The sequence below is a fragment of the Plastoroseomonas arctica genome (genome assembly GCF_018128965.1).
Lineage (GTDB): Bacteria > Pseudomonadota > Alphaproteobacteria > Acetobacterales > Acetobacteraceae > Plastoroseomonas > Plastoroseomonas arctica.
Genome location: NZ_JAAEDH010000016.1, coordinates 64,593 through 87,807, shown reverse-complemented (window position 1 = coordinate 87,807; position 23,215 = coordinate 64,593). Strand labels below are relative to the sequence as shown.

19 protein-coding genes are annotated in these 23,215 nt (G+C 67.5%); 14 read left to right on the top strand and 5 right to left on the bottom strand.

The annotated features are described in order from the left end of the window. The first annotated feature begins 33 nt into the window (after positions 1 to 33). Genes GXW79_RS14440 through GXW79_RS14430 form a run of 3 tightly spaced genes read left to right on the top strand, consistent with a single transcriptional unit; the run spans position 34 to position 2,832 of the window. On the top strand, positions 34 to 1,449 hold the full coding sequence (locus GXW79_RS14440) for a TRAP transporter large permease (protein WP_211875112.1): 1,416 nt from the start codon (positions 34 to 36) through the stop codon (positions 1,447 to 1,449). Continuing rightward, positions 1,446 to 2,138, top strand: coding sequence for a hypothetical protein (locus GXW79_RS14435; RefSeq protein ID WP_211875111.1), 693 nt, complete (start codon positions 1,446 to 1,448; stop codon positions 2,136 to 2,138). The genes GXW79_RS14440 and GXW79_RS14435 overlap by 4 nt, the downstream gene beginning before the upstream one ends. Before the next feature lie 22 nt (positions 2,139 to 2,160). Further along, positions 2,161 to 2,832 (top strand): MlaA family lipoprotein, encoded by a 672-nt coding sequence (locus tag GXW79_RS14430; RefSeq protein WP_211875110.1) that lies wholly within the window; start codon positions 2,161 to 2,163, stop codon positions 2,830 to 2,832. Between the two features lie 10 nt (positions 2,833 to 2,842). On the opposite strand, the gene GXW79_RS14425 is transcribed toward GXW79_RS14430, so the two are convergent. After that, complete coding sequence (locus GXW79_RS14425) at positions 2,843 to 3,235, bottom strand: hypothetical protein (protein WP_211875109.1); 393 nt, start codon at positions 3,233 to 3,235, stop codon at positions 2,843 to 2,845. 260 nt (positions 3,236 to 3,495) lie between these two features. Here GXW79_RS14425 and GXW79_RS14420 point away from each other — a divergent pair, with 260 nt between their 5' ends. From GXW79_RS14420 to GXW79_RS14410, 3 genes are all read left to right on the top strand, one after another. Next, complete coding sequence (locus GXW79_RS14420; RefSeq protein WP_456315835.1) at positions 3,496 to 5,175, top strand: MFS transporter; 1,680 nt, start codon at positions 3,496 to 3,498, stop codon at positions 5,173 to 5,175. Positions 5,176 to 5,253: 78 nt separating this feature from the next. Then, the gene (locus GXW79_RS14415; RefSeq protein WP_211875108.1) at positions 5,254 to 7,140 is read left to right on the top strand and encodes a propionyl-CoA synthetase; all 1,887 of its coding nucleotides are present in this window, start codon (positions 5,254 to 5,256) and stop codon (positions 7,138 to 7,140) included. Positions 7,141 to 7,198: 58 nt separating this feature from the next. Then, on the top strand, positions 7,199 to 7,561 hold the full coding sequence (locus tag GXW79_RS14410; RefSeq protein ID WP_211875107.1) for a DUF1428 domain-containing protein: 363 nt from the start codon (positions 7,199 to 7,201) through the stop codon (positions 7,559 to 7,561). A gap of 2 nt (positions 7,562 to 7,563) precedes the next feature. Here GXW79_RS14410 and GXW79_RS14405 read toward each other — a convergent pair whose 3' ends face one another. Genes GXW79_RS14405 through GXW79_RS14395 form a run of 3 tightly spaced genes read right to left on the bottom strand, consistent with a single transcriptional unit; the run spans position 7,564 to position 10,996 of the window. Continuing rightward, positions 7,564 to 9,543, bottom strand: a complete 1,980-nt coding sequence (locus GXW79_RS14405) for a glycosyltransferase family 2 protein (RefSeq protein WP_211875106.1) — start codon at positions 9,541 to 9,543, stop codon at positions 7,564 to 7,566. Next, a complete protein-coding gene (locus GXW79_RS14400) occupies positions 9,540 to 10,508 on the bottom strand; it encodes a glycosyltransferase (protein ID WP_211875105.1) in 969 nt (322 codons plus the stop codon). The genes GXW79_RS14405 and GXW79_RS14400 overlap by 4 nt, the downstream gene beginning before the upstream one ends. Beyond that, positions 10,508 to 10,996: a hypothetical protein gene (locus tag GXW79_RS14395; protein WP_211875104.1), complete on the bottom strand. Its 489-nt coding sequence runs from the start codon at positions 10,994 to 10,996 to the stop codon at positions 10,508 to 10,510. Before GXW79_RS14395 ends, GXW79_RS14400 begins: the two co-directional genes overlap by 1 nt. Before the next feature lie 138 nt (positions 10,997 to 11,134). Between GXW79_RS14395 and GXW79_RS14390 the strand changes: the two genes are divergently transcribed. The 8 genes from GXW79_RS14390 to upp all read left to right on the top strand — a co-directional run bounded on the left by GXW79_RS14390 (position 11,135) and on the right by upp (position 21,103). Then, positions 11,135 to 12,763: an NAD(P)/FAD-dependent oxidoreductase gene (locus GXW79_RS14390; protein WP_211875103.1), complete on the top strand. Its 1,629-nt coding sequence runs from the start codon at positions 11,135 to 11,137 to the stop codon at positions 12,761 to 12,763. 158 nt (positions 12,764 to 12,921) lie between these two features. Continuing rightward, a complete protein-coding gene (locus GXW79_RS14385; protein ID WP_211875102.1) occupies positions 12,922 to 14,295 on the top strand; it encodes an AAA family ATPase in 1,374 nt (457 codons plus the stop codon). A 1,213-nt stretch (positions 14,296 to 15,508) separates the two neighbouring features. After that, positions 15,509 to 16,078, top strand: coding sequence for an elongation factor P (efp, locus tag GXW79_RS14380; RefSeq protein ID WP_211875101.1), 570 nt, complete (start codon positions 15,509 to 15,511; stop codon positions 16,076 to 16,078). Positions 16,079 to 16,103: 25 nt separating this feature from the next. Continuing rightward, complete coding sequence (locus GXW79_RS14375) at positions 16,104 to 16,934, top strand: inositol monophosphatase family protein (RefSeq protein WP_211875100.1); 831 nt, start codon at positions 16,104 to 16,106, stop codon at positions 16,932 to 16,934. After that, positions 16,931 to 17,650 carry a hypothetical protein gene (locus GXW79_RS14370; protein WP_211875099.1) on the top strand — a complete coding sequence of 240 codons (720 nt, stop codon included), beginning with the start codon at positions 16,931 to 16,933 and terminating at the stop codon, positions 17,648 to 17,650. The genes GXW79_RS14375 and GXW79_RS14370 overlap by 4 nt, the downstream gene beginning before the upstream one ends. Beyond that, on the top strand, positions 17,647 to 18,780 hold the full coding sequence (locus tag GXW79_RS14365) for a flagellar motor protein MotA (RefSeq protein WP_211875098.1): 1,134 nt from the start codon (positions 17,647 to 17,649) through the stop codon (positions 18,778 to 18,780). The genes GXW79_RS14370 and GXW79_RS14365 overlap by 4 nt, the downstream gene beginning before the upstream one ends. Before the next feature lie 17 nt (positions 18,781 to 18,797). Further along, positions 18,798 to 20,477, top strand: a complete 1,680-nt coding sequence (locus GXW79_RS21680; protein WP_211875097.1) for a peptidoglycan -binding protein — start codon at positions 18,798 to 18,800, stop codon at positions 20,475 to 20,477. Then, entirely contained in the window at positions 20,474 to 21,103 is a 630-nt protein-coding gene (gene upp / locus GXW79_RS14355; protein WP_211875096.1) for a uracil phosphoribosyltransferase, read from the top strand. Before GXW79_RS21680 ends, upp begins: the two co-directional genes overlap by 4 nt. Here the strand turns inward: upp and recG are convergent. After that, entirely contained in the window at positions 21,100 to 23,169 is a 2,070-nt protein-coding gene (gene recG / locus GXW79_RS14350; protein ID WP_211875095.1) for an ATP-dependent DNA helicase RecG, read from the bottom strand. The genes upp and recG overlap by 4 nt on opposite strands. Positions 23,170 to 23,215 lie beyond the last annotated feature (46 nt).

Genomic DNA, 23,215 nt, shown 5'->3' with positions numbered 1-23,215 from the left:
TCCCTGACCTCCTGATCGCTGGAACCCCGCCTCATGTTGCTCACCGACCCGCAGATCGGCGTGGCGATGCTGATCCTGTTCATCGGCTTCATCCTGCTCGGCTTCCCGATCGCCTTCACGCTCATGGCGATGGGCATCATCTTCGGCTGGGCCGGCTCGCTCGGGCCGAGCGTGCTCGACCTGCTGGTGCAGCGCACCTACTCCGTCATGTCGAACGACGTTCTGATCTCGGTGCCGCTGTTCGTCTTCATGGGCTACATCATCGAGCGCGCGAACATCCTCGACCGGCTCTTCAAATCGCTGCTGCTGGCCTCGGGCTTCCTGCCCGCCTCGCTTGCCGTTGCCACCATGATCACCTGCTCGCTGTTCGGCATCGCCTCGGGCGTGGTGGGCGCGGTGGTCACGCTGATGGGCCTGCTCGCGCTGCCTCCGATGCTGCGCGCCGGTTATGACGTGCGCCTGGCGACCGGCTGCATCGCGGCCGGAGGCACGCTGGGCATCCTCATCCCGCCCTCGATCATGCTGATCCTGTATGGCGCGACGGCCGGCGTCTCGGTGGTCAAGCTCTACGCGGCGGCCTTCATCCCGGGCTTCGTGCTGACCGGCGCCTACCTGATCTACATCATCGGCTGCGGCATCATCAAACCCGAATGGGCACCGCGCCTGCCGCCCGAGGAACGCAACGTACCCGTAGGCAAGATCCTGTGGGAGCTGCTCATCGGCTTCGTCCCGCTCACGCTTCTGACGATCCTGGTCCTGGCCGTCATCCTGTTCGGCATCGCGACGCCCACGGAATCGGCCGCGATGGGCGTGGTCGGCGCGGTGCTGCTCGCGGTCGGCTACCGCTCCTTTACCTGGACGGGACTGAAGGAGAGCGTGTACCTGACCGCGCGCACCTCGGCGATGGTGTGCTGGCTGTTCGTGGGTTCGGCGCTGTTCTCGGCGGTGTTCGGCTATCTCGGCGGGCAGACGGTGGTCGAGGATTTCGTGAAGTCCCTCGGCCTGAACTCCGTCACCTTCATGCTGCTGGCGCAGGCGATCATCTTCGTGCTCGGCTGGCCGCTTGAATGGACCGAGATCATCGTGATCTTCGTCCCCATCTTCCTGCCGCTGCTGGATGATTTCGGCGTGGACCCGATCTTCTTCGGGGTGATGATCGCGCTCAACCTGCAGACCAGCTTCCTCTCGCCCCCCGTCGCGATGGCGCCCTTCTACCTCAAGGGCGTGGCACCCTCCTGGGTGAAGCTCGAGGACATCTTCGCGGGCGTGATGCCCTACATCTACATCGTCATCGTCACCATGGTGTTCATGTACATCTTCCCCGGCATGGCGACCTGGCTGCCCGACTACCTCTACGGCGTGGTCGACAATTCGCAGCCGCTGATCCTCGACCGCCCGCCCGAAGGCGGCTTTGCGGAGGAGGAGGTGATGGCGCCCAGCCTGCGATGATGGGGCGCGCCGAGACCGTCGCGCGCTGGATCGCCGAGGCCATCGAGACCGGCAACCCGCTGGCCCCGCTCCCGCCCGACATCGCCCCGCGCGACATCGAGGAGGGCGAGGATGCGGCGGCCGCCCTGCTCGAACGGATGGCGGCAACGCCGATCGGACTGCGCATCGGCCCCGACGGCGTCGCCGGGCCCCTCCTCGGCCCGCGGCTGCTCGCCGATGGCGCTGCGCTGGCGCTGTCCGCGCTGCCGCATGCCCGCGCCAGCCGGGCGCTGGTCGGCATGCTCGCGGGCGACCTCGACGCGGTTGGCGCACCGCGATGGGCCGGGATGTACGCCGCCATCGACGTTGCCGCTTCGCGCTTCCGCGACGGACCGCCCGATGCGGCGTGCTGTGCCGCCGACCTCGCGGGGCTCGGGCTGATCGTGCTCGGCCGCCGTCGGCCGATGGGCAGCGCCCGCCTCGCGCCGCGCGCCGCGCCCATCGATGTCGCGGACGCCCTTGAGCCCGCCATCGCCGCCGCCCGGCGCCTGGGCGGCCTGCCTGCCGGCACGCTGCTCATGGTCGCGGGCCTCGCGCCGCCCGTCGCGCCCGCCCTTGGGACGACGCTGGACTGGGGATTCGGCGCCGCGCTTGGTCGTGTTCGGGCGAGCTTTCCGGCCCCCGATGCCGCTACACTGGCGCCAACCTGAGACCCGCCCCGGAGACCACCGCATGCGCCTTCACACCCTGCTCGTCATCGGCCTGCTCGCCGCCGCGCCGGCGCAGGCTGCCGACGACCCGCTCGAGGCCGTCAACCGCCGCGTCCATGCGCTCAACCAGGTGCTGCACAGCCATGTGTTCGGCCCTGCCGCCGCGCTCTACCGCACCCACACGCCGGCTGGCGTGCAACAAGGCATCGGCAACGCCATCGCCAACATCGCCGAGCCGGTCACCGCGATCAGCGCGGCGCTGGCCGGCGAATTCGGCCAGGCCGGCAACGCCGCCGCCCGCTTCGCGATCAACACCACGCTCGGCCTGGGCGGCGTGCGCGACGCGGCCGAGGCGATGGGCTATCCGCGGGCGCCGATGACGCTGAGCGATGCGCTGTGCCGCTGGGGGGTGCCGAGCGGGCCCTTCCTGATGCTGCCGCTGCTGGGCCCCTCAACCCTGCGCGACGCATCCGCGCTCGTCGCGACGTCGACCGCGCTCGCGCAGGGCATCGGCGGCGATGCGGTGGTCGCCCTCGGCCTCACCGAGCAACTGCACGACTATGCCGAGCTGCACCCATCGCTCGAGCGGATTGGCGCGGAAAGCCTCGATCCCTACGCCACCTACCGCAGCGCCTATCTTCAGCGGCGCGCGGCGTCCTGCCCGGCCGACGCCGCCGCCGCGTCGGAGGATTGAGGCCCGGCGCTCAGCTCCGCGCGAAGGGCGGTACGCCCGCGAGCAGCGAGGCGGCCCAGAGGGCCATCGCGAGGGCGCCGATGCGCTCGGCGTGCCACAGCAGCCGCGCCTGCAGCGTCTTCGCCAGCTGCGCCTGCACCACGCCGCCGGCAACCAGGCGCGCGAGCGACTCCGCCTCGGCGCCCAGCCGCGCCCACAGCGTGGAATGGCGCAGGTCGCGCCGCGGCGCCCGCCAGGCGGCGATGAGCAACGCCAGTCCGGTGACGCCCGCGACGTGGCCGGCAAAACGCAGCGCCACCGGCGGGGTGGCGGCGAAGGCCAGCATCACCAGCACCATGCCAAGGCCGGGTGGGGCGCAGAGCCTGCGAATCGCACGATCCGCAAGGCGAACCAGCACATCCATTGCGGATGACCTCCGTGAAACAAACCCCATCTTCGCGCCCGATGATGAAAAAAGGGAAGAGGGCTTCTCCATTGACGGTTTTTGGGCCGGAACCTCATGGATTCAGATCAATACGGCCTTTCATTTTCTACGTTCCATAGGCTAAGCCCCCTGCGGGATGACCATTTGGTGTGCGTCGTGACATCGCGACGCACGGCCAGACGGCAAGACCGGCCATCGCAACCGCCGGCATGACGACCGGGAATAAGGGAGAGAATAACGTGAGCATTGCGTTGGAAGCCGTGGACGCGAAAGCGCGTCCGATGACGAAGGAGGAGCGGAAGGTCATTGTCGCCTCTTCGCTCGGCACCGTTTTCGAATGGTATGATTTCTATCTGTTCGGATCGCTCGCCGTCATCATCGGTACGAATTTCTTCAGCCAATTCCCCGAGGGCACGCGCAACATCTTCGCGCTTCTGGCCTTCGCCGCCGGCTTCCTCGTGCGGCCCTTCGGCGCCCTGGTGTTCGGCCGCCTGGGCGATCTCGTCGGGCGCAAATACACCTTCCTGGTCACCATCCTGATCATGGGTGCCTCCACCTTCGTCGTCGGCATCCTGCCCACCTCGGACACCATCGGCATCGCGGCCCCGATCATCCTGATCATCCTGCGCATGCTCCAGGGCCTCGCACTCGGCGGCGAATACGGCGGTGCGGCGACCTATGTCGCCGAGCACGCGCCGAACGGCCGGCGCGGCTTCTACACCAGCTTCATCCAGGTCACCGCGACCGCGGGGCTGTTCCTCTCGCTGCTGGTCATCCTGTTCACCCGCCTCGCGGTGGGCGATGCGGAGTTCGCGGCCTGGGGCTGGCGCATCCCCTTCCTGCTCTCGATCCTGCTGCTCGGCATCTCCGTCTGGATCCGGCTGCAGATGGAGGAAAGCCCGGCCTTTCAGCGCATGAAGGCGGCCGGCACCGAGTCCAAGGCGCCGCTCGGCGAGGCCTTCGGCCAGTGGAAGAACGCCAAGATCGCGCTGTTCGCGCTGCTCGGCCTGGTCATGGGGCAGGCCGTGGTCTGGTACACGGGCCAGTTCTACGTCCTGTTCTTCCTGGGCGCGGTCCTCAAGGTCGACACCTTCACGCAGAACATGCTGGTCGCCTGGTCGCTGCTGCTCGGCTCCGGCGGCTTCGTCTTCTTCGGCTGGCTGTCCGACAAGATCGGCCGCAAGCCGATCATCCTGGGCGGCTGCCTGCTCGCGGCCGTGACCTACTTCCCGCTGTTCCATCTGCTGAGCAAGGAAGCCAACCCCGACCTAGCCCGCGCCCACGCCACCATCGAAGTGCGGGTGGTGACGGACCCCGCACTCTGCTCCTTCCAGTTCAACCCGACGGGCACTTCGCGCTTCACGCAGCCCTGCGACATCGCCAAGGCGGCCCTCGCACGCGCCTCGGTCAACTACACCGTGGAGGCCGCGCCCGCCGGCACCGCGGCCACCATTCGCATCGCCAATGGCACGCCGATCACGGTCGCCGGCAATGCGACCTTCGCGGCGGATCTGAACCGGCAGTTGACGACGGCCGGCTACCCCGCGGCGTCGAACGCGTCGGTCGTGAAGATGTCGGGTCCCTTCGACATCTTCCGCGAACAACCGGCGGTGCTGATCGGCATCCTCACGCTGATGGTCATCTACGTGACCATGGTCTACGGCCCGATCGCGGCGGCGCTGGTGGAATTGTTCCCCACCCGCATCCGCTACACCTCGATGTCGCTGCCCTATCACATCGGCAATGGCTGGTTCGGCGGCCTGATGCCGGCGACCGCCTTCGCCATGATCGCGCAGACCGGCGACGTGTATTACGGGCTCTGGTACCCGGTCGTCATCGCGCTGGCGACGGTGGTGATCGGCCTGTTCTTCGTGCCCGAGACCTACAAGCGGGACCTCTTCGCCGACGAACGCCGCTGAACCCGGCCTGCATCGGCTTAAATCGCAGGGGCGTCGGGGAGACCCGGCGCCCCTGCTGCGTTTCAGGGAGGTCAATCCATGTCCGACAGTGCCGGCTATGACGCCGCCTATGCGCGATGGCGCGACGACCCCGATGCCTGGTGGCTGCAGGCGGCGCACGGCATCGACTGGATCACCGCCCCGACGCGCGCCTTCGATGCCGGGCTCGGCGTCTATGGCCGCTGGTTCCCCGACGGCGTGCTGAACACCTGCCACAACGCCATCGACCGCCATGTGGCGGCCGGGCGCGGCGACCAGGTGGCCTATCTCTGGGACAGCCCGATGACCGGGCGGAAGGCCTCCGTCACCTATGCCGCGCTGCTCGGCCGGGTGGAGCGCCTGGCGGGCGCGATGGCCTCGCGCGGTGTCGGCAAGGGCGACCGCGTGGTCATCTACATGCCGATGGTGCCCGAGGCGGCGATCGGCATGCTCGCCTGCGCGCGGCTGGGGGCGGTGCATTCGGTGGTGTTCGGCGGCTTCGCCGCGCCCGAGCTCGCCGCCCGGATCGCGGATGCGAAGCCCGCGCTGGTGCTCTCCGCGTCCTGCGGGTTGGAGCCGGGGCGTACCATCGCCTACAAGCCGCTGCTCGACGCGGCGATCGCGCAATCCCCGCACAAGCCCACCACCTGCATCATCCTCCAGCGCGACACGCTGCCGGCTGATCTCACCCCGGGCCGCGACTTCGACTGGCTCACGACCGAGGCCGCCGCCACGCCGCACCCCTGCGTGCCGGTCGCGGCCACCGACCCGCTCTACATCCTCTACACCTCGGGCACGACCGGGGCGCCCAAGGGCATCCTGCGCGACAATGGCGGGCATGCCGTGGCGCTGCACAATTCCATGGCCATGCTCTACGGCCTGAAGGCCGGCGACGTGATGTGGACGGCGTCGGATGTCGGCTGGGTGGTGGGCCATTCCTACATCGTCTACGCGCCGCTCTTCGCGGGCATGACCTCGGTGATCTACGAGGGCAAGCCCGTCGGCACGCCCGATGCCGGCGCCTTCTGGCGCGTCTGCGCCGAGCACAAGGTCAGCGCGCTTTTCACCGCGCCCACCGCCATCCGCGCCATCAAGAAGGAAGACCCGGAGGGCGCGCTGATCGCGCGATACGACCTGAGCGCCCTGGGCGCCCTGTTCCTCGCCGGCGAACGCTGCGACCCGCCGACCGCGCTGTGGATCGAGGCGCTGCTGGGCAAGCCGGTCATCGACCACTGGTGGCAGACCGAGACCGGGTGGGCCATCACCGGCAATTTCCGCGGGCTCGGCCTGTTCCCCATGCGCGCCGGGTCCGGCGGGAAGGCCGCGCCTGGCTATGAGGTCGCCGCGCTCGACGAAGCCGGGCACCCTGTCGCGCCCGGCGAGATCGGCACGCTCGCCATCCGCCTGCCGATGCCGCCCGCCGCCCTGCCCACGCTGTACAACGCCGATGCGCGATTCCGCAGCGCCTACCTCGAGCGTTTCCCCGGCTGGTACGACACTTCAGACGCCGGCATGGTCGATGAGCAGGGCTACGTCTGGGTTATGTCGCGCACCGACGACATCATCAACGTCGCCGGCCATCGCCTGTCCACCGGCGCCATCGAGGAGGTGCTCGCGAGCCACCCCGACGTCGCCGAATGCGCGGTCATCGGCGTGCACGATGCGCTGAAGGGCCAGGCCCCGATGGGCCTGGTCATTCTCAAGGCCGGCGTCGCGCGCGACGAGGCGGAGATCGCGCGCGAACTCGTGGCCCTGGTCCGCGCCCGCATCGGCCCCGTCGCCGCCTTCAAGGATGCCCGCGTGGTCGCCCGGCTGCCCAAGACGCGCTCGGGGAAAATCCTGCGCGGGACGATGCGCAAGATCGCCGATGGCGAAGCCTACGCCGTGCCGCCCACCATCGACGACCCGGCGATCCTGGCGGAGCTGGAGCAGCTACTGAAGACGTGACTCGGCTGTAATCTCCGATGCGGCGTTACCTGGATAGCCACAACGCGGGAGCAGACCCATGCGCTATGTCGATGGCTTCGTGATCGCCGTGCCTACCGCCAACCGCCAGGCCTTCATCGACCACGCGACCAAGGCCGATGCCGTGTTCCTGGAATATGGCGCGCTGCGCGTCACAGAATGTTGGGGCGACGATGTGCCCCGGGGCACGACCACCGATTTCTACATGGCGGTGAAGGCCGAGGCGGATGAGAGCGTGGTCTTCTCCTGGATCGAATGGCCGGACAAGGCGACGCGCGACGCGGCGATGCCCAAGGTCATGGCCGATCCCCGCCTGATGGCCGGCGACAATCCCATGCCGTTCGACGGCAGGCGGATGATCTATGGCAGCTTCACGCCGGTGCTCGACCTCGGCGAGACCTGACCTCAGGCGCCGATTTCGGCGGCGGCGATCAGCAACGCGCGGTCGGTCCCCGGCTCGGTTGTGCGGAAGGCGAAGCTCACCCGGGTGCGGCCCGCGCGCAGGACGATCGGCATGTCCCATCGCTGGGGGACATCTCCGCCGGCGCGCGCGAAGAAGGGTCGCGCCTGGCCGCCATCGACCTGCACCATCGCTTGCTGGCCGGCAACGGGGCTGCGGTATTCCAGGCGCAGCACCGCGTTCACGGCTGTGTCGGCTTCGATCACCAGCGTCGCCTCGCGCCCGATGGCCCAGCGCCCGTCGAGGGACTCCGCAGAAAGCCCTTCCGCCGCGCTCCACAGGATGCGCGGGGGGGCCGCCACATGTGGCGCCGCGGCCATCGCGGCGGTCGGCCCCGCCGGAGGCTCGCGCCATTCCAGCCCCTCCAGGATGACGGAGACACGGCGGCCGAGCGCGTCAGGTGCCGCCTGCCGCGCGGTGCGCAGCACCAGCGTCTGGGCCCCGGCCAGCGCGGCGAGCGAGACATCCACCACCTGCGGCGTCGCCATGGGCGCGGCCGGCAGGCTCGCCTGGGCGAGCACGCGCTGGTCCTGGTCGAGCAGGGTGATCGCCTGGTTCGGCTGGGTGCTGCGCAGGCGCAGGCGCAGGCCGCGCGCACCCGAGGCGGCGCTGAACAGGCGGAAGGCGCTGTTCTCGCCCACGCACCAGCGGAAGGGCTGGTCGAGGTCGAGCTCCGGATAGGGCCCCTCCTCCACCTCGCTCACGCCGCTGAGGAATTGCCAGTCGCCGTCGCGCTCGGTGACGGCGGGGGTTGCCTCGGCGGCGGGCGGGTCGAAGGCGCCGGCCTCGGGGAACAGGGCCACCAGGGCCGGCGTGTCGAGGGCGCAGATGCGCGCGACCAGCGTGTCCAGCGTCTCTCGCGCCGGGTCGAACAGGCGGCGCAGCGGGGCCAGCGGGTGGCGGGCATCGCCCCAGTCGAAGCAATCCTCGCCCAGCGGCGGGCCATGGCGGAGGGCGTGTTCGAAGGCGGTGCCGTGTGCGTCGGCGGCCTCGGGGTAGCGCGCCGTGTAGAAGGCGGGGTCGAAGAAGGGCATCGGGGAGGCGCCGCGCGCCGCGCCCTCGGCGATGTAGTGCTCGATGGGCGCGATGTGCGGGCGGCCGGCAAGCTGGCGCACGCGGTACCAATCCTCGAAGAACATCCCCGACGCGCGCAGCATCGCCACGCGCGGGGCGAGCAGCGCCGGGTCCTTCGTCACCGCCGCGCCGAAGCGGGCGCGGAAATAGGCGGTGGCGGCGGCCGCGTCGCCGTGGCGCTGCGCGATCTCCCACCATTCATGAAAGCAGCGCTGGGCGTGCAAATGCGACATGCCGCCCTGCGCATAGGCGGCTATGGCGATGCCGGCATGGTGGAAGCGCGCCCCCGCGCGGCGCGCGCGATAGAGGAAGTCGTGATCCGCGGCGATGCGGTAGCGCGGGTCGTAGCCCAGCTCCAGCAGCAGGCTCCGCCGCGTGAAGGTCGCCTGGTGGCAGGGCACGCCGCCCTGCCAGCCGGGGTGCAGGTCGCCGCGCTGCAGGCGCTGCCAGGTGTCCTCGAAATCCGCCGCGCGATGCAGCGCGACGGCACCGTCGAGGGTGCGCCAGAAATGATGCCCGTAGATGATGTCGGCATCGTCGGGTGCGGGCGCAATCGCCTGCTCGATGGCGAGCGGGTCGGCGAAGATGTCGCCGGCATTCATGAACAGGATGTGCGCGCCGGTGGCCAGCCGCGCGGCTTTCTCCATCGCATCGTAGGGGCCGCGGTCCGGCTCGCTGACCACCTGCGCGGCGCGCCAGCGCGGCGCCTCGGCGATGGCCAGCGTCCCGTCGGTCGAGCCGCCATCCACGATCACCAGCTCATGCGCAAAACTCTGCGCGGCGATGGAGGCGAGCGTCGCCTCCAGTACCGGCGCGGCGTTGAGCGTGACGACGGCGATGGTGACCCTCATGCAGGGAACGGCTCCGCCAGCGCCCGCAGCCTGGTGCCGGGCGGCGCGGTGAGCGCATCGAGCAGCCGCCCCGCCGCATCGCGCTGCCAGCGCACATGGCCAAGCGCCACCAGCTCCCGCGCGCGGGCACCCATCGCCACCGCGCGCGCGAAATCGAGCGGCCGCGGCCGGTCGGGGTCGAACAGCAGGCCGTTCACCCCATCGGTGATGTACTCGTTCATCGTGGCACGGTCGGCGGCGACAACGCATTGGCCGCGCGCCAGCGCCTCGAGAAACGCCATCCCGATGCCCTCATGCAGCCGGGGCGCGACATAGATCAGGAATTCGCCGAGCAACCGGTCCAGCGCCCCGCGATCCTCGAACCAGCGCGACTGCGTGATGCCGTGCGCGGCGATATCCACCGCATCGGGCAAGGCCGGCGGCGCGCTGCCCGGGTCCGGATGGTCATGCAGGTGCAGCCGCCCAGAAAAACCCAGCGGCAGCAGGCGCTTGAGCAGCGGCCAGCCGAACGCCTCCCGCCGCGGCCAGCAGAACACGCCATCCGCCGCCCCCACCGGCGCCACGCCCGACGGGTCCGGGAAATATTGGAACCACGCGCTGTCGAGCCCCCGCCGCACCGCATCCTCATGCACCGCGCGGCAGAAGGCGATGATCCGCGCGCCCGGCGCTGTGCGTGACCAGAAGGCCGGGCCGAGATGCCGCGCGCTGTCCTGCATCGGGTACCAGTAGATCGGCACGCCAGGCCGTGCGGCCACCAGCGCCTCCAGCGGCTGCTCCATCTGCCAGACATGGATGGCGTCGAACCCGCCGGCGAGCACCGCGGCCACGTCCACCGCGGCACCCCCCTGCCAGCTCTCATCCTCGAACACCTCCACAGCACCCAGCCGCGCCAGCAGGATCGCCTGCATGAAGCGCGAGGAACCGGTGAGGCGATGATAGGAATGGCCCAGGAAGGCGATGCGCATCAGCCCGCGCGCCCGTGGCGGAGCGTGAAGTACAGCGCCTCATGCAGGGTCACCGCGACCCCCGGCGCCACGAACGGCCCACTCCCCGCCAGCGCGATTCGCAACACCCGCAGCTCCGCCCCGCGGCCCTTCACCTCCACCGGCACATCCTCCGCCACGAAGGCGCCCAGGGCGGCCATGAGCAGCGCCGCGCCCTCCGCTGGCAATAGCGCGCCCAGACGCGCACCCAGGCCCGGACCCAAGGGCGTGGTCGCATGCACGCCCAGCTCATCCTCGCCCGTCACGGCCGGGTCCAGCTGCAGGCCGAGCATGGGGTTTTCGCCGGGGCGGAACTGCAGCAGCGTCACCCCGCCCGGGATGGCCAGGCGCGCAAAACCCAGGCGCAGCGCATCGACCGGATGGCCGGCGAGTACCAGGCCGCGCGCCACCAGCGAGGAACGCACCACCCCCGCTGGGCCATCCTCCGCTTCGAAGACGAATGTCGACATGCGCATCCGCGCTAGGCCAGAACCCGCAACCGAGGCAAGCATGGGGGAAAAGAATTTTCCCCCGTTACGTATACGTAACGCCCCAATCTTTTATTTTTATCACTTGGTTCCCGGCGCCACCGGCGTATCTCCGGGGCCATGCTGCGTATCACAGAGCTTCGACTGCCGCTGGGCCATGCGCCCGAGGACCTGCGCACGGCCATCCTCGCGCGCGCCGGCATACACACCACGCAACTCCAACACTTCCGCATCGCGCGGCGCAGCCATGACGCGCGCAAGCGGCACGCGATCCAACTGGTCTACACGATCGATGCCGAGATCGACGGCGCCACCAGCCTGCCCGCCACGCCCGACACCACCTGGCGGCCGCCCGTCACCCACGCCCCCCCCGGAACGCCCCGGCCCATCGTCATCGGCACCGGACCGTGCGGGCTGTTCGCGGCCCTCGCCCTGAGCCAGATGGGCCTTCCGCCCCTGATCCTCGACCGCGGCAAACCCGTTCGCGAGCGCACCAAGGACACCTGGGCACTCTGGCGCCGCGGCATCCTCACCCCCGAATCCAACGTCCAGTTCGGCGAGGGCGGCGCCGGCACCTTCTCCGACGGCAAGCTCTACTCACAAATAAAAGACCGCCTCCACCACGGCCGCAAAGTCCTCGAAGACTTCGTCACCGCCGGCGCGCCGGAGGAAATCCTCTGGCTCTCAAAACCCCACATCGGCACTTTCCGCCTGGTCCAGGTGGTCGAATCCCTTCGCGCCCGCATCGAAGCCATGGGCGGCGAGTACCGCTGGCAATCCCGCGTCGAACGCCTGACCCTCGCCCCCGACCGCCACGTCACCGGCGTGACCCTCTCCACCGGCGAACACATCCCGGCCCGACACGTGGTCCTCGCCATCGGCCACTCCGCCCGCGACACCTTTGCCGCCCTCCACGCCCAGGGCGTCTCCATGGACGCAAAACCCCTCTCCATCGGCGTCCGCATCGAACACCCCCAGGGCCTGATCGACCGCGCGCGCTTCGGCCCCGCCGCCGGCAACCCCACCCTCGGCGCGGCCGACTACAAACTCGTCCACCACGCCAGCAACGGCCGCAGCGTCTACAGCTTCTGCATGTGCCCCGGCGGCACCGTGGTGGCCGCCGCCTCCGAGCCCGGCCGCCTGGTGACCAACGGGATGAGCCAGTATTCCCGCGCCGAACGCAACGCCAACGCGGCCCTCGTCGTCTCCCTCACGCCCGCCGACTTCCCCGACGCCTCCCCCCTCGGCGGCATGGAATTCCAACGCCATTGGGAGGAACGCGCCTTCGCCGCCGGCGGCCGCGACTACCGCGCCCCCGCCCAGACCGTGGGCGATTTCCTGGCCGGCCGGCCGAGCACCAGCCTGGGGTCCGTGACGCCGAGCTACAAACCCGGTGTCACCCCCACCTCGCTGGCGGACTGCCTGCCCGACTACGCGGTGGCCGCACTGCGCGAGGCCCTGCCCGCCTTCGGCAAGCAGATCATGGGCTTCGACGCGGCGGAGGCGGTGATGACGGGCGTGGAAACGCGCACCAGCAGCCCGCTGCGCATCGGGCGCGGCGCCGAGTTCGTGAGCCTGAACACGCCGGGCCTGTACCCGGCCGGGGAAGGCGCGGGGTATGCGGGGGGGATCCTGTCGGCGGCGGTGGACGGGATCCGGGTGGCGGAGGCGCTGGCCTGCGCGGCGGTGGGGGTGGAGGTGCCGGTGGAGAGACGGTGGCGAGGGGGGGAGGTGCAGGGGTGGGGGTAGGAGACCATATGACAACCATTCCGAAGACAAGGTTGGACGCTGTCTCAGCCGCACACCAAAAATTTCCGGTGATCGGCCCAGAATCTGGGCGGCTATTCTCCCGCTCTTGCTTCGTTTGAATTGCCATCCTACCTTGCACCAGAGGAACAAAATCGGTCATGATTCATTCAGTCCAAATTGATGGTTTTAGGTCACTGGATGGGTTTTCGTTGAATTTTTCGCCTGGATTAAATATTTTAGTAGGACCAAATGGCTCCGGCAAAACAAATGTTATTGAATTTTTTCAATTAGTCTCGCAATTGTCGCGCAAAAACATTAAAGATGCCATCAGTCTTGCGGGTGGCGTAGGTTCAGTTTTTCGGAAACTCTCACAGTCAGAGTACAAGAAATCTGTTTCAGCTACAATTCGAGGTGCAACCTACAGCAATCATAAATATATACTGAAGAAATCCGGTACTATTGTTTACGAATTTTCATTCGAAATTTCGGCAGCTAACGGGTTTGAAGAGATTGAGTACGTTTATCAAGAGGTTAAGATAAAATTCATTTCACCAAAAAATATTGCGAACAAGCCTTATGAATTTACAGATCCGAGTTGGGATCTCGAATTTAAGTTCTCTAACTATGATCAAAATTTAAAGATTGGCGTCACAGAGAACGAACATTCTCCATATACAATACATCTTAGAGAGGCAAGTCTGCTGAAGGCTGCGATGGACAATTATGCACTACAAGAAAAAGAGCTTAGAAGATTTAGTAGTTATTGTATTTTATCTATAATTGATGAAGCCCCCATAAACTGGATAATTAGAGGGGACATTGACAGGGGTGAGATAATAAATATTGATCCAAGGCAACTCCGAAAGTCAGAGGATATCGGCGCGCGACCGGGAATTCAGAGCGATGGCTCTGGGTTAGCTGCAACCCTCAACTATCTGCAACGCGACGATCACAGGGCATCGTCAGTCCCGTTTTATTTCGACGCTTCTGATATTAGAATATTGCCGAATAGGCCCGATGATGGTTGGAAAGCGACACTAAATCAAATTAAAGGTTTGGCAACACTAGTCAATAATCAAATTGAAGATGTGTTTGTTGAGACAGAACATTTTGAAAATTATTTGAGACTAAAGCTCCGACTTAAAGGAGAGCTTGGTAATTTTGATTTGCCTGCGTCGGCTTTGTCTGATGGAACACTCAAATGGCTTTCGCTAGTGACTGCAATTCTTACACATAGATCAATGTTTGCCATCGAAGAACCCGAAAATTTTCTTCATCCTCATATGCAAAAAGAAGTCATAAAACTAATGAGGGAAACAACTAAAGAAAAAAAATCATTTGCGTTAATGTCAACACATAGTGAAACCATTTTGAATGCTTCAATTGCAAGCGAAATAATCGTTGTGAAAGCAACTGACTCGATCACGTCGGCTCGACGCATATCTGATCCAAAATTTCTTGACAAAGAGATAAAAGCTACGGGATTCGGTATGGGCTCATACTATATTGCGGGAGACCTTAACGATGCCTAAGCCTGCTTTTCTCGTAGAAGGAAATATGGAAAAAAGAATCATCGAATTTATCTGCCCGGGCCGAATTGTAAATTTGATAAATTGTAACGGGGATGACGTTGCTATTGCTGCAATTGCAAAGGTTTTGAACGCTAGAATCCGCATGCTTAGACATTGCGACCCAATTATCATTATTCTTGATCGAGAACGACGTCAAAAGCAGTGCGCGGACCTCGTGAAAAGCCTTCATAAGGCTTTAGAAAAATACAATCTCGGCAAAAATTTGATTATAGGAATGCCTGATAGAACCATAGAAAATTAGATTTTGTATGATTGGGATCACGTAAAGTCCATAATAGACGCCAAATCCTCAGTAGTTTTAAATCGCATTGAGGGATGTCACGGAAAGAATGAAATCAAATCACTCATGCCAAAAAATTTGGTGTATCATGAGACAACCATAGGCTACAGTCTTTTTATAAAATGTAGAGCAGTAAAATTAATGGAAAGCGCTTCTTTTAAGAGCTTCGTTAATCTCCTTAATTTAAAATGTTTCTGGCTGAAGGATTGTGACGATCGCTTCAAGCCAGATTTCTGCGAAAATTGACATGTGGTCCGTCTAAATTGTTCTCGCGCTCCTAGGCATAAGGAGCAGGTTCAGATCCTCTCCGCGGAACAGACGGCCCGTGCGATCAGCACGCGCACGCTGGCCAAATTCTTTGAAGAGCCCGCCCTTGCCAAGGCGGATCGAGAACGCGGCGGCCTCTGAGCCACCCCTTTTCCTTGCCTTCCCACCCCCGGCTTGCTACCTTCATTCCTACCGGTTCGGCAATTTGTCCCAAACCGCCCTGCGCGCGCGCCACGGCCCCAAGCAAACCAAAATCAGCCCCCTCCCCCGCCCGCCCGCTCGCGCCCTCTCCCCACCCGACACCGTCACCACCCCGCCCGCCACCGCACGCCCGATCGGCCCCTCATCGACCAAGGGGGATTTGTCCGAAAGCATCCCGCGCCAAGCGTAAGAAAAGCGGAAAGTAAGGCCACCTTACAAAATTCATCGCAAAATCAGAATGTTAGCCCGCTCCCGCCAAGTAAGGTCACCTTACCGCTTTACCGCCCCCACCCCTCCCCGGTTGCCTCGTTGGCCCACCCGCTGTATCCCCCTCTCCCCATCCGCCCGCGGCCCCAAACCGCGGCACGCCGCTCATTCCAAACCACCTGAGGTCGAGCCCACCCCATGGCCAAGATGCAAGCCAACCAGATGCGTGCCGGCATGGTCATCGAGTTCGAGGGCCAGCGCTACACCATCCTCAAGCAGAACATCATGATCCCCGGGAAGGGCAACGCCATCATCCAGGTGGACATGCGCAACATCAAAAGCGGCGCCAAGAAGGACCAGCGCTGGCGCACGGCCGATGTGGTGGAACGCCTCTCCACCGAGGACAAGGAATTCACCTATTCCTACGCCGACGGCACCAACCTGGTTCTGATGGACCCCGAGACCTTCGAACAGACCGTCGTCCCCCAGGACATCCTGGCCGAGCGCCTGCCCTTCCTGCAGGAAAACATGGTCGTCAACGTCCGCCTCATCGAGGGCGAACCCGTCGCCATGGACCTGCCGGAGACCGTCGTCCTCGAAATCATGGAAGCCGACCCGGTGGTGAAGGGCCAGACCGCCTCCTCCTCCTACAAGCCCGCCCTTCTCTCCAACGGCGTAAAGACCATGGTCCCCCCCTTCATCACCGCCGGCGAAAAGATCGTGGTGAAGACCGAGGACGGCTCCTACTACGAACGCTTCAAGGGCTAACGCGCCCCAAGGTAAACCGCACCTCATGGCCATCTCCCCCCGTCTTTCCCCCGCCATGCAGGTGCTCACCACCGCCATCACCAAGGCCGGCAAGCGCCTGCTGCGCGACTTTGGTGAGGTCGAGCAGCTCCAGGTCTCCCAGAAGGGCCCCGGCGACTTCGTCTCCCAGGCCGACATCCGCGCCGAGGAGACGCTGCGCCAGGAACTCACCAAGGCGCGCCCCGGCTGGTCCTTCCTGATGGAGGAATCCGGCCTGCATGGTGCCGCGGACTGGGAATACCGCTGGGTGGTGGACCCGCTCGACGGCACCACCAACTTCCTCCACGGCATCCCGCACTGGTGCGTCTCGGTCGGCGTGGAAAAACGCATCAGCGCCGACAAGACCGAGCTGGTCGCCGGCTGCGTCTACAACCCCGCCGGTGACGAGCTGTTCTGGGCGGAGAAGGGCATGGGCGCCTTCCTCAACGACAAGCGGCTGCGCGTCTCGGGCCGCCGCAACATGCTCGAGGCGGTGTTCGCCACCGGCATCCCCTTCGCCTCGGTGCCGCGCAAGCCGGAGTTCGTGGCCATCCTCAACGCGCTGATGCCCCAGGTCGCCGGCATCCGCCGGTTCGGTGCGGCCGCGCTGGACATCTGCTGGGTCGCGGCCGGGCGCTACGACGGCTACTGGGAACTGGGCATCAAGCCGTGGGATTTCGCCGCCGCCCAGGTCATCCTGCGCGAGGCGGGGGGGACCATCACCGACCCCGATGGCAACGAGCCCTACCCCGCCGGCAACATCGTGGCCGGCAACGCCGCCATGCACCCGCGCCTGCGCGAGATCGTCGCGGAGGGGATCGCGTCCATCCGGTCATGATCCGCGCGCTCGCCCTGCTGCTGCTGTTCGCGCTGCCCGCCGCGGCCCAGGGCACGATCGAGTTCCAGCCTGAGCCGATGGAGCCCGCGGTCGAGGGCCCCGCCGCCCCGCCCGAGGCGCCGCCCTCCGCCATCCCGCTCGAATTCCTGCCCGAACCACTGCCGGTCTCGCTCAACGCTCCGGCGGCACCGGGGCCGCATGCGCCCGCGCCCATCCGCCTGACGCAGCTGCCCGACCCCGTTGCCCAGCCGGCCGCCGCCGAGCTCGCCATCCCCGGCCTGCCGCCCGAACCCCCTGCCGCGCCGCCGCCGCCACCGGAATTTTCGCCGCGCCCGGCCCCGGCGCCCAGCCGCGCGCGCCCGCCGCAGATCCCGCTGCCTGACGGGCCCGAGGCACTGCCCAATGGCGGGCTGCGCATCCGCGGCACCGCACTCGACGACGCGACACGCGTGGCCCTCGCCGACTACGGCCGTCGCCTCGCCGCGCTGGAGCGTGGCCGCGTCACCGTCTTCGCGGAAGTCTCCGGACCGGCCGAGGATGCGCACCTGGCCCGCCGCCTCTCGCTCGCCCGTGCGCAGGCGGCGAAGGCGGCGCTGATGGAGGGCGGGCTGGACGCCACCCGCATCGACCTCCGCCCGCTCGGCCGCACGGCGGCGGGCATGGACCGGCTGGATGTGCTACCTCCGGGCGTTGACCGGAGCGACTCGCCGCGATGACCCGACCGACATCCTACCTGATCCGCATGATCGTCTTCCTCGCGATCGTGCTCGTCGTCACCATCCTGCTCGCGCCGCAGCTTGCCACCGCCTTCGGGGCGAACCCGGTGCTGAACGGGCTGATCGTCGGCGTGCTGCTGTTCGGTTGCGCCTGGACCATCGCGCAGGTCATGTCGCTCAAGCGTGAGGTGGAGTGGCTGGAAGGTTTTCGCGGCCCCAAGGGCTCCGGCATCGGCGAGCCGAAGCTGCTGGCCCCCATGGCGTCGATGCTCGCCGCGCGCCGGTCGGACCGGTTGTCGCTGTCGGCAATGGCGATGCGCTCGGTGCTGGACGGGATCATCGGGCGCCTGGATGAGAAGCGCGAACTGTCGCGCTACATGACCGGGTTGCTGATTTTTCTGGGCCTGCTGGGCACCTTCTGGGGCCTGCTGCTGACCATCGGCGCGGTCGCCGACGTGATCGGCTCGATGTCCGTGGGCTCGGGCGACGTGACCCAGATGTTCAACCAGCTGAAATCCGGCCTCGCGCGGCCGCTGGAGGGCATGGGCACGGCGTTCTCCTCCTCCATGCTCGGCCTCGCCGGCGCGCTGGTGCTGGGTTTTTTAGACCTCACCGCCGGCCAGGCGCAGAACCGCTTCACCAACGACCTCGAGGAATGGCTCGCCGGCATCACCCGCCTGTCCTCCGGCGTCTTGGGCCAGGAGGGCGAGGGGTCCGTCCCCGCCTACGTTCAGGCGCTGCTGGAACAGACCGCCGAGAACCTCGAGGAGATGCAGCGCATCCTTGCGCGTGGCGAGGACAACCGCGGCAAATCCAACGATGCCATGCAGCAGCTCGCCGAACGCCTCGCCGTGCTGACCGAGCTGATGCGCGCCAACCAGCAGGTGATGGTGCGCGTGGCAGAGGCGCAGATCACGCTTGGCCCCGCCCTGCAGCGCCTCGCCGACAGCCAAGCCGCGGGCGGGATGGACGAGGCAACGCGCGCCAACCTGCGCAACATCGAGATCTACGCGCGCCGCATCCTCGAAGATTCGCAGCAGGGCCGCACCCAGGCCACCCAGGAAATCCGAACGGAAATAAAGATCCTCTCGCGCACCATCGCCGCACTCGCCGAGCAGCCGCAGCCATGAGCGGGGCGGAATAGGCGATGGCCTCGTCGGACCGCAGGCGCAACCGCGGCGGGCTCGATGCTTGGCCCGGCTATGTGGATGCGTTGTCCACGCTGCTGATGGTCATCATCTTCGTGCTGATGGTCTTCGTGCTCGCCCAGGCCTTCCTCGGCACCACGCTCGCCTCGCGCGACCGCACGCTCGAACGCGTCAACCGCCAGCTCGCGGAGCTGGGCGAATTGCTCTCGCTGGAACGCGGCAGCGCGGACGAATTGCGCGCCAGCCTCGCGCGCGCACAGGCCGAGATCTCGGCCAGCGGCGCGGCGCGTGATGCGGCCCTGGCCCAGCTCTCCCTGCTGCGTGAGGAACGCGACCGCCTCGGCACCGAGCGGGACGCGGCGCGCGGCGAACGCGAACGCCTCACCGCGCGCCTGGCCGATCTGGAAACCGCCACCCGCTCCCGCTCCGACCGGCTGGCCGCGGTCGAACGCCAATTGGCCGAGGCCCGTGCGCGCGCGGAATCCGTTGGCGGCGAGGCGGCGCGCACGATCCGCGACCTCAACGAGGCCCGCCGCCAGGCCGAGGCGCTGCGGGCCGAAGCCACGCGGCTGGACACCCAGGTGCGCGCCGACAGCGCTACCATCGAGGCGCGGCTCGCCGACCTCGCCCGCCTCTCCGAACAGATCCGCGCCATGACCGCGCTGCGCGACGAGCTGGAACGCCAGGCGGAAGCCGCTATGGCCCGCGCGCGCGACGAGGAAACCGCCCGCCGCGCGGCCGAGGCCACCGCCGCGCAGCGTGCCGAGCAGGCCCGCGCGGCGATCGCCCTGGCCCGCACCGAAGAAGAGCGCCGCCGCGCCGCCGAACAGAACGCGGCCCTCAGCGCGGAGACCAGCGAGGCCGCGCGCCTGCGCGCCGAGGCCGAGGAAGCCCGTCGCCGCGCCGCCGAGCAGAGTGCGGAGCGCAGCGCCGAAAGTAGCGAGGCCGCCCGTGCGCGGGCCGATGGCGAAGCCACGCGCCGCGCTGCCGCCGAACGGCTCGCCGAACAGCGCGCCGAGGAAGGCCAGAACTATGCCCGCCTCGCCGACAGCGCCCGCGCCCAGGCCGCTTTGCTGTCGCGCGACCTCGCCGCCTTGCGCGGCGAACTCTCGCGCCTCGCCGCAGCCCTTGAAGCCGCGGAAGAGGCCGGACGCGGCAAGGATGCGCAGATCACTCTGCTGGGCCAGCGCCTGAACGCCGCACTCGCCGCGCGCGTCGAGGAATTGCAGCGCTACCGCTCGGACTTCTTCGGCCGCCTGCGCGACCTGCTCGGCGAACGCCCCGAAATCCGCATCGTCGGGGACCGCTTCGTGTTCCAGTCCGAGGTGCTGTTCCCGATCGGCAGCGCCGACCTGACGCCGGCCGGCGAGCGCCAGCTGCGCGATCTCGGCCGCGTGCTGCTCGGTATCACCACCCGCATCCCGCCCGACATCGCCTGGGTGCTGCGCGTCGATGGCCATGCCGACCGCAACCCCATCCGCAGCGCGCGCTTCGCAAGCAACTGGGAACTCTCCGCCGCGCGCGCCATCGCGGTGGCGCAGCTGCTGATCAGCGAGGGCCTGCCCGCCAATCGCACGGCGGCGACGGCGTTCGGCGACACCCAGCCGCTCGACGCCGGCGACAGCCCGGACGCCCTGGCGCGCAACCGCCGCATCGAACTCCGGCTCACCGACCGATGAGCTTTTCGGTGTGCGACCATGCGCTGCTGCGCCACCGCATGGCGAGCCTGCGCGACCGCGCGACGCCGTCCAACGCCTTCCGCGAAATTCTCGCCGAGATCGGCGCCATCCTGGTGACCGAAGCGCTGCGCGCGCAGCCCGAGACGACGCGTCCCGTCGCGACGCCGCTGGAGATCATGGAGCATCCTGTGCTCGCCTGCCCGCCGCCGGTGTTGGTGGCGGTGCTGCGGGCCGGGCTGGGTTTGCTCGAAGGCGCGCGGCGCGTCCTGCCTGAGGCGCCAATTGGCCATATCGGGTTGGTGCGGGACGAGACGACGCTGAAGCCTTCGGGCTACCTCCAGCGCCTGCCACCGGGCCTCGAGACCCGAGGTGCGCTGCTGCTGGACCCGATGCTGGCGACGGGGGGCTCGGCGGTCGCCGCCATCGACCAGCTGAAATCCGCGGGCTGCGCGCGCATTCAATTTCTCTGCGTCGTCGCCGCGCCGGAAGGCGTGGCGCGCCTGGTCGCCGCGCATCCCGACGTGCCGATTCTGGCCGCGGCGCTGGACCGGGAGTTGGATGCGCGGGGCTACATCCTGCCGGGCCTCGGCGATGCCGGAGATCGCTGCTTCGGCACCGAGGCCTAGCCGGCCGACAACCGGTCCATCGTGATGTCGTGGTCGAACAGGCGCAGCAGCAGCCTTGCCGCTTCGCCGCGCGGCGATTGCAGGTCCGGGTCCTGGTGCAGCAGGTGCTGCGCGTCGCGATAGGCGGTGCGCACGAGCGCCCCGTAGTCCTCGGGGTCATCGGTGTCGAGCAGCCGTGCGCCCGGGTGCCCCGCCTGCCGCGCGCCGAGCGCCTCGCCGCCGCCGCGGGTGCGCAGGTCCTCCTCGGCGATGACGAACCCATCCTCGGTGTCGCGCAGGATCGCGAGGCGCTTGCGCTCCCCTTCCGACAGCCCCGCCGAATGCAGCAGCAGGCAGGAGGACCGCGCCGCCCCGCGCCCGACGCGGCCGCGCAGCTGGTGCAGCGCGGCGAGGCCGAAGCGCTCGGCCTGCTCGATGATCATGATGCTCGCCTCGGGCACGTCGACGCCGACCTCGACGACGGTGGTCGCGACCAGGATGCGCGTGCGGCCCTCCTTAAAATCGGCCAGCGCCGCCTCGCGCGGACCAAGGTCGAGCAAGCCATGCGCGAGGCCCACCTGAGCTGGAAAGCGCTGGGCCAATTCGGCGAAGCGATCCTCGGCGGCGACGGAATCATCGCGCTCCGACCCCGCGATGGCGCGCACCACCCAGTAGGCGCGCTCGCCGCGCGTGATGGCCTCGCCCAGGCGCGCCAGCACCTCCGCATGGCGCTCACGCGAGACCAGGCGCGTCGCGATCGGCTGCCGCCCGGCGGGTTTTTCGGTCAGGCGCGAGACATCCATCTCGCCCCATTGCGAGAGCTGCAGGGTGCGCGGGATGGGCGTGGCGGTCATCACCAGCGTGTCGGTCTCCTCGCCCTTGGCTGCGAGGTCGCGGCGCTGCTCGATGCCGAAGCGGTGCTGCTCGTCGATCACCGCGACGCCGAGATCGCGGAACGTCACGCCCTTCTGGAACAGCGCGTGCGTGCCGACCACGATGGAGATGGAGCCATCCGCCAACCCCTTCAGCGTGCGCCGGCGCTCGGCGGTCTTGAGCGATCCGGCCAGCAGCGCCACCGGCCGCGGCGCGCAGAGTGTGGTCAGCGTGCGCAGGTGTTGGCGCGCCAGAAGCTCGGTGGGTGCCATCAGTGCGGCCTGGGCGCCGGCCTCCACCGCGCGCAGCATCGCCATGGCCGCGACCAGCGTCTTGCCCGACCCAACATCGCCCTGCAGCAGCCGCAGCATCCGCCGCGGTGCCGCGAGGTCGTCGTTGATCTCCGCGATGGCTTTGCCCTGGGAGGCTGTCGGCTTGTGCTCAAAGGCCGCGAGGGCAGCCGCCTGTAACCGGCCGTCGCCGGTAAGCGCGCGTCCCGGCCGGGCGCGGTTGCGCAGCCGCACCAGGCCCACCGCAAGCTGGTGCGCCAAAACCTCGTCATAGGCCAGGCGGCGGCGCGGCTTTGGGCCCGGATCAGCGTCGGGCGCTTGCATCGCGCGCAGGGCGTCGGCAAACCCTGGCCAGCCATGCTGCGCCAGCAGTGCGGCATTGTGCCACTCCGGCAGCGGCGGGAGTGCGGCCAGCGCCTGCGTAACGGCACGGAACACCGGCTGCCAAGTGAGGCCCGCTGTCAGCGGCCAGATGGGCTGGTATTCCGGGATGGTTGCCGGCGGCTCCACCAACGGATCCGGGTCGAGCTCCAGAGACCAGCGATCGTTGAAGGCGCGCATCCGCCCGGCGACGCGGCAGGGTTCGCCCACCGGCAGCCGCCGCGCGAGCCAGGTGCCGGCCCAGACCGCGCGCGAGAAGGAGATCACGTCCAGCACCTGCCCGCCGCATCGCGCGGGTATGCGCCACGGTCCGCTGCGCGTGCGCGCCGGCTCGCCGCTGGGCGTGAGCGCCAGCGTGACCTCCATGGCCTCGGTGACCGTTGCCAGCGAATCGAGCACCGGGCGGTGCAGCACGCGCTCGGGCAGGTGCAGCAGCAGGTCGAGCACGCGCTCGCCGCCCGCCGCCTTGGCCAGCAGCTCCGGCTTCTTCACGCCGGGCAGCGCGGCGATCGGGGCGAACAACGGCGCGAGGGGATCCGTCATCGGGCTGACAGCATGAGCATGGCGGCCTATATGCCAGCGCCTGAGG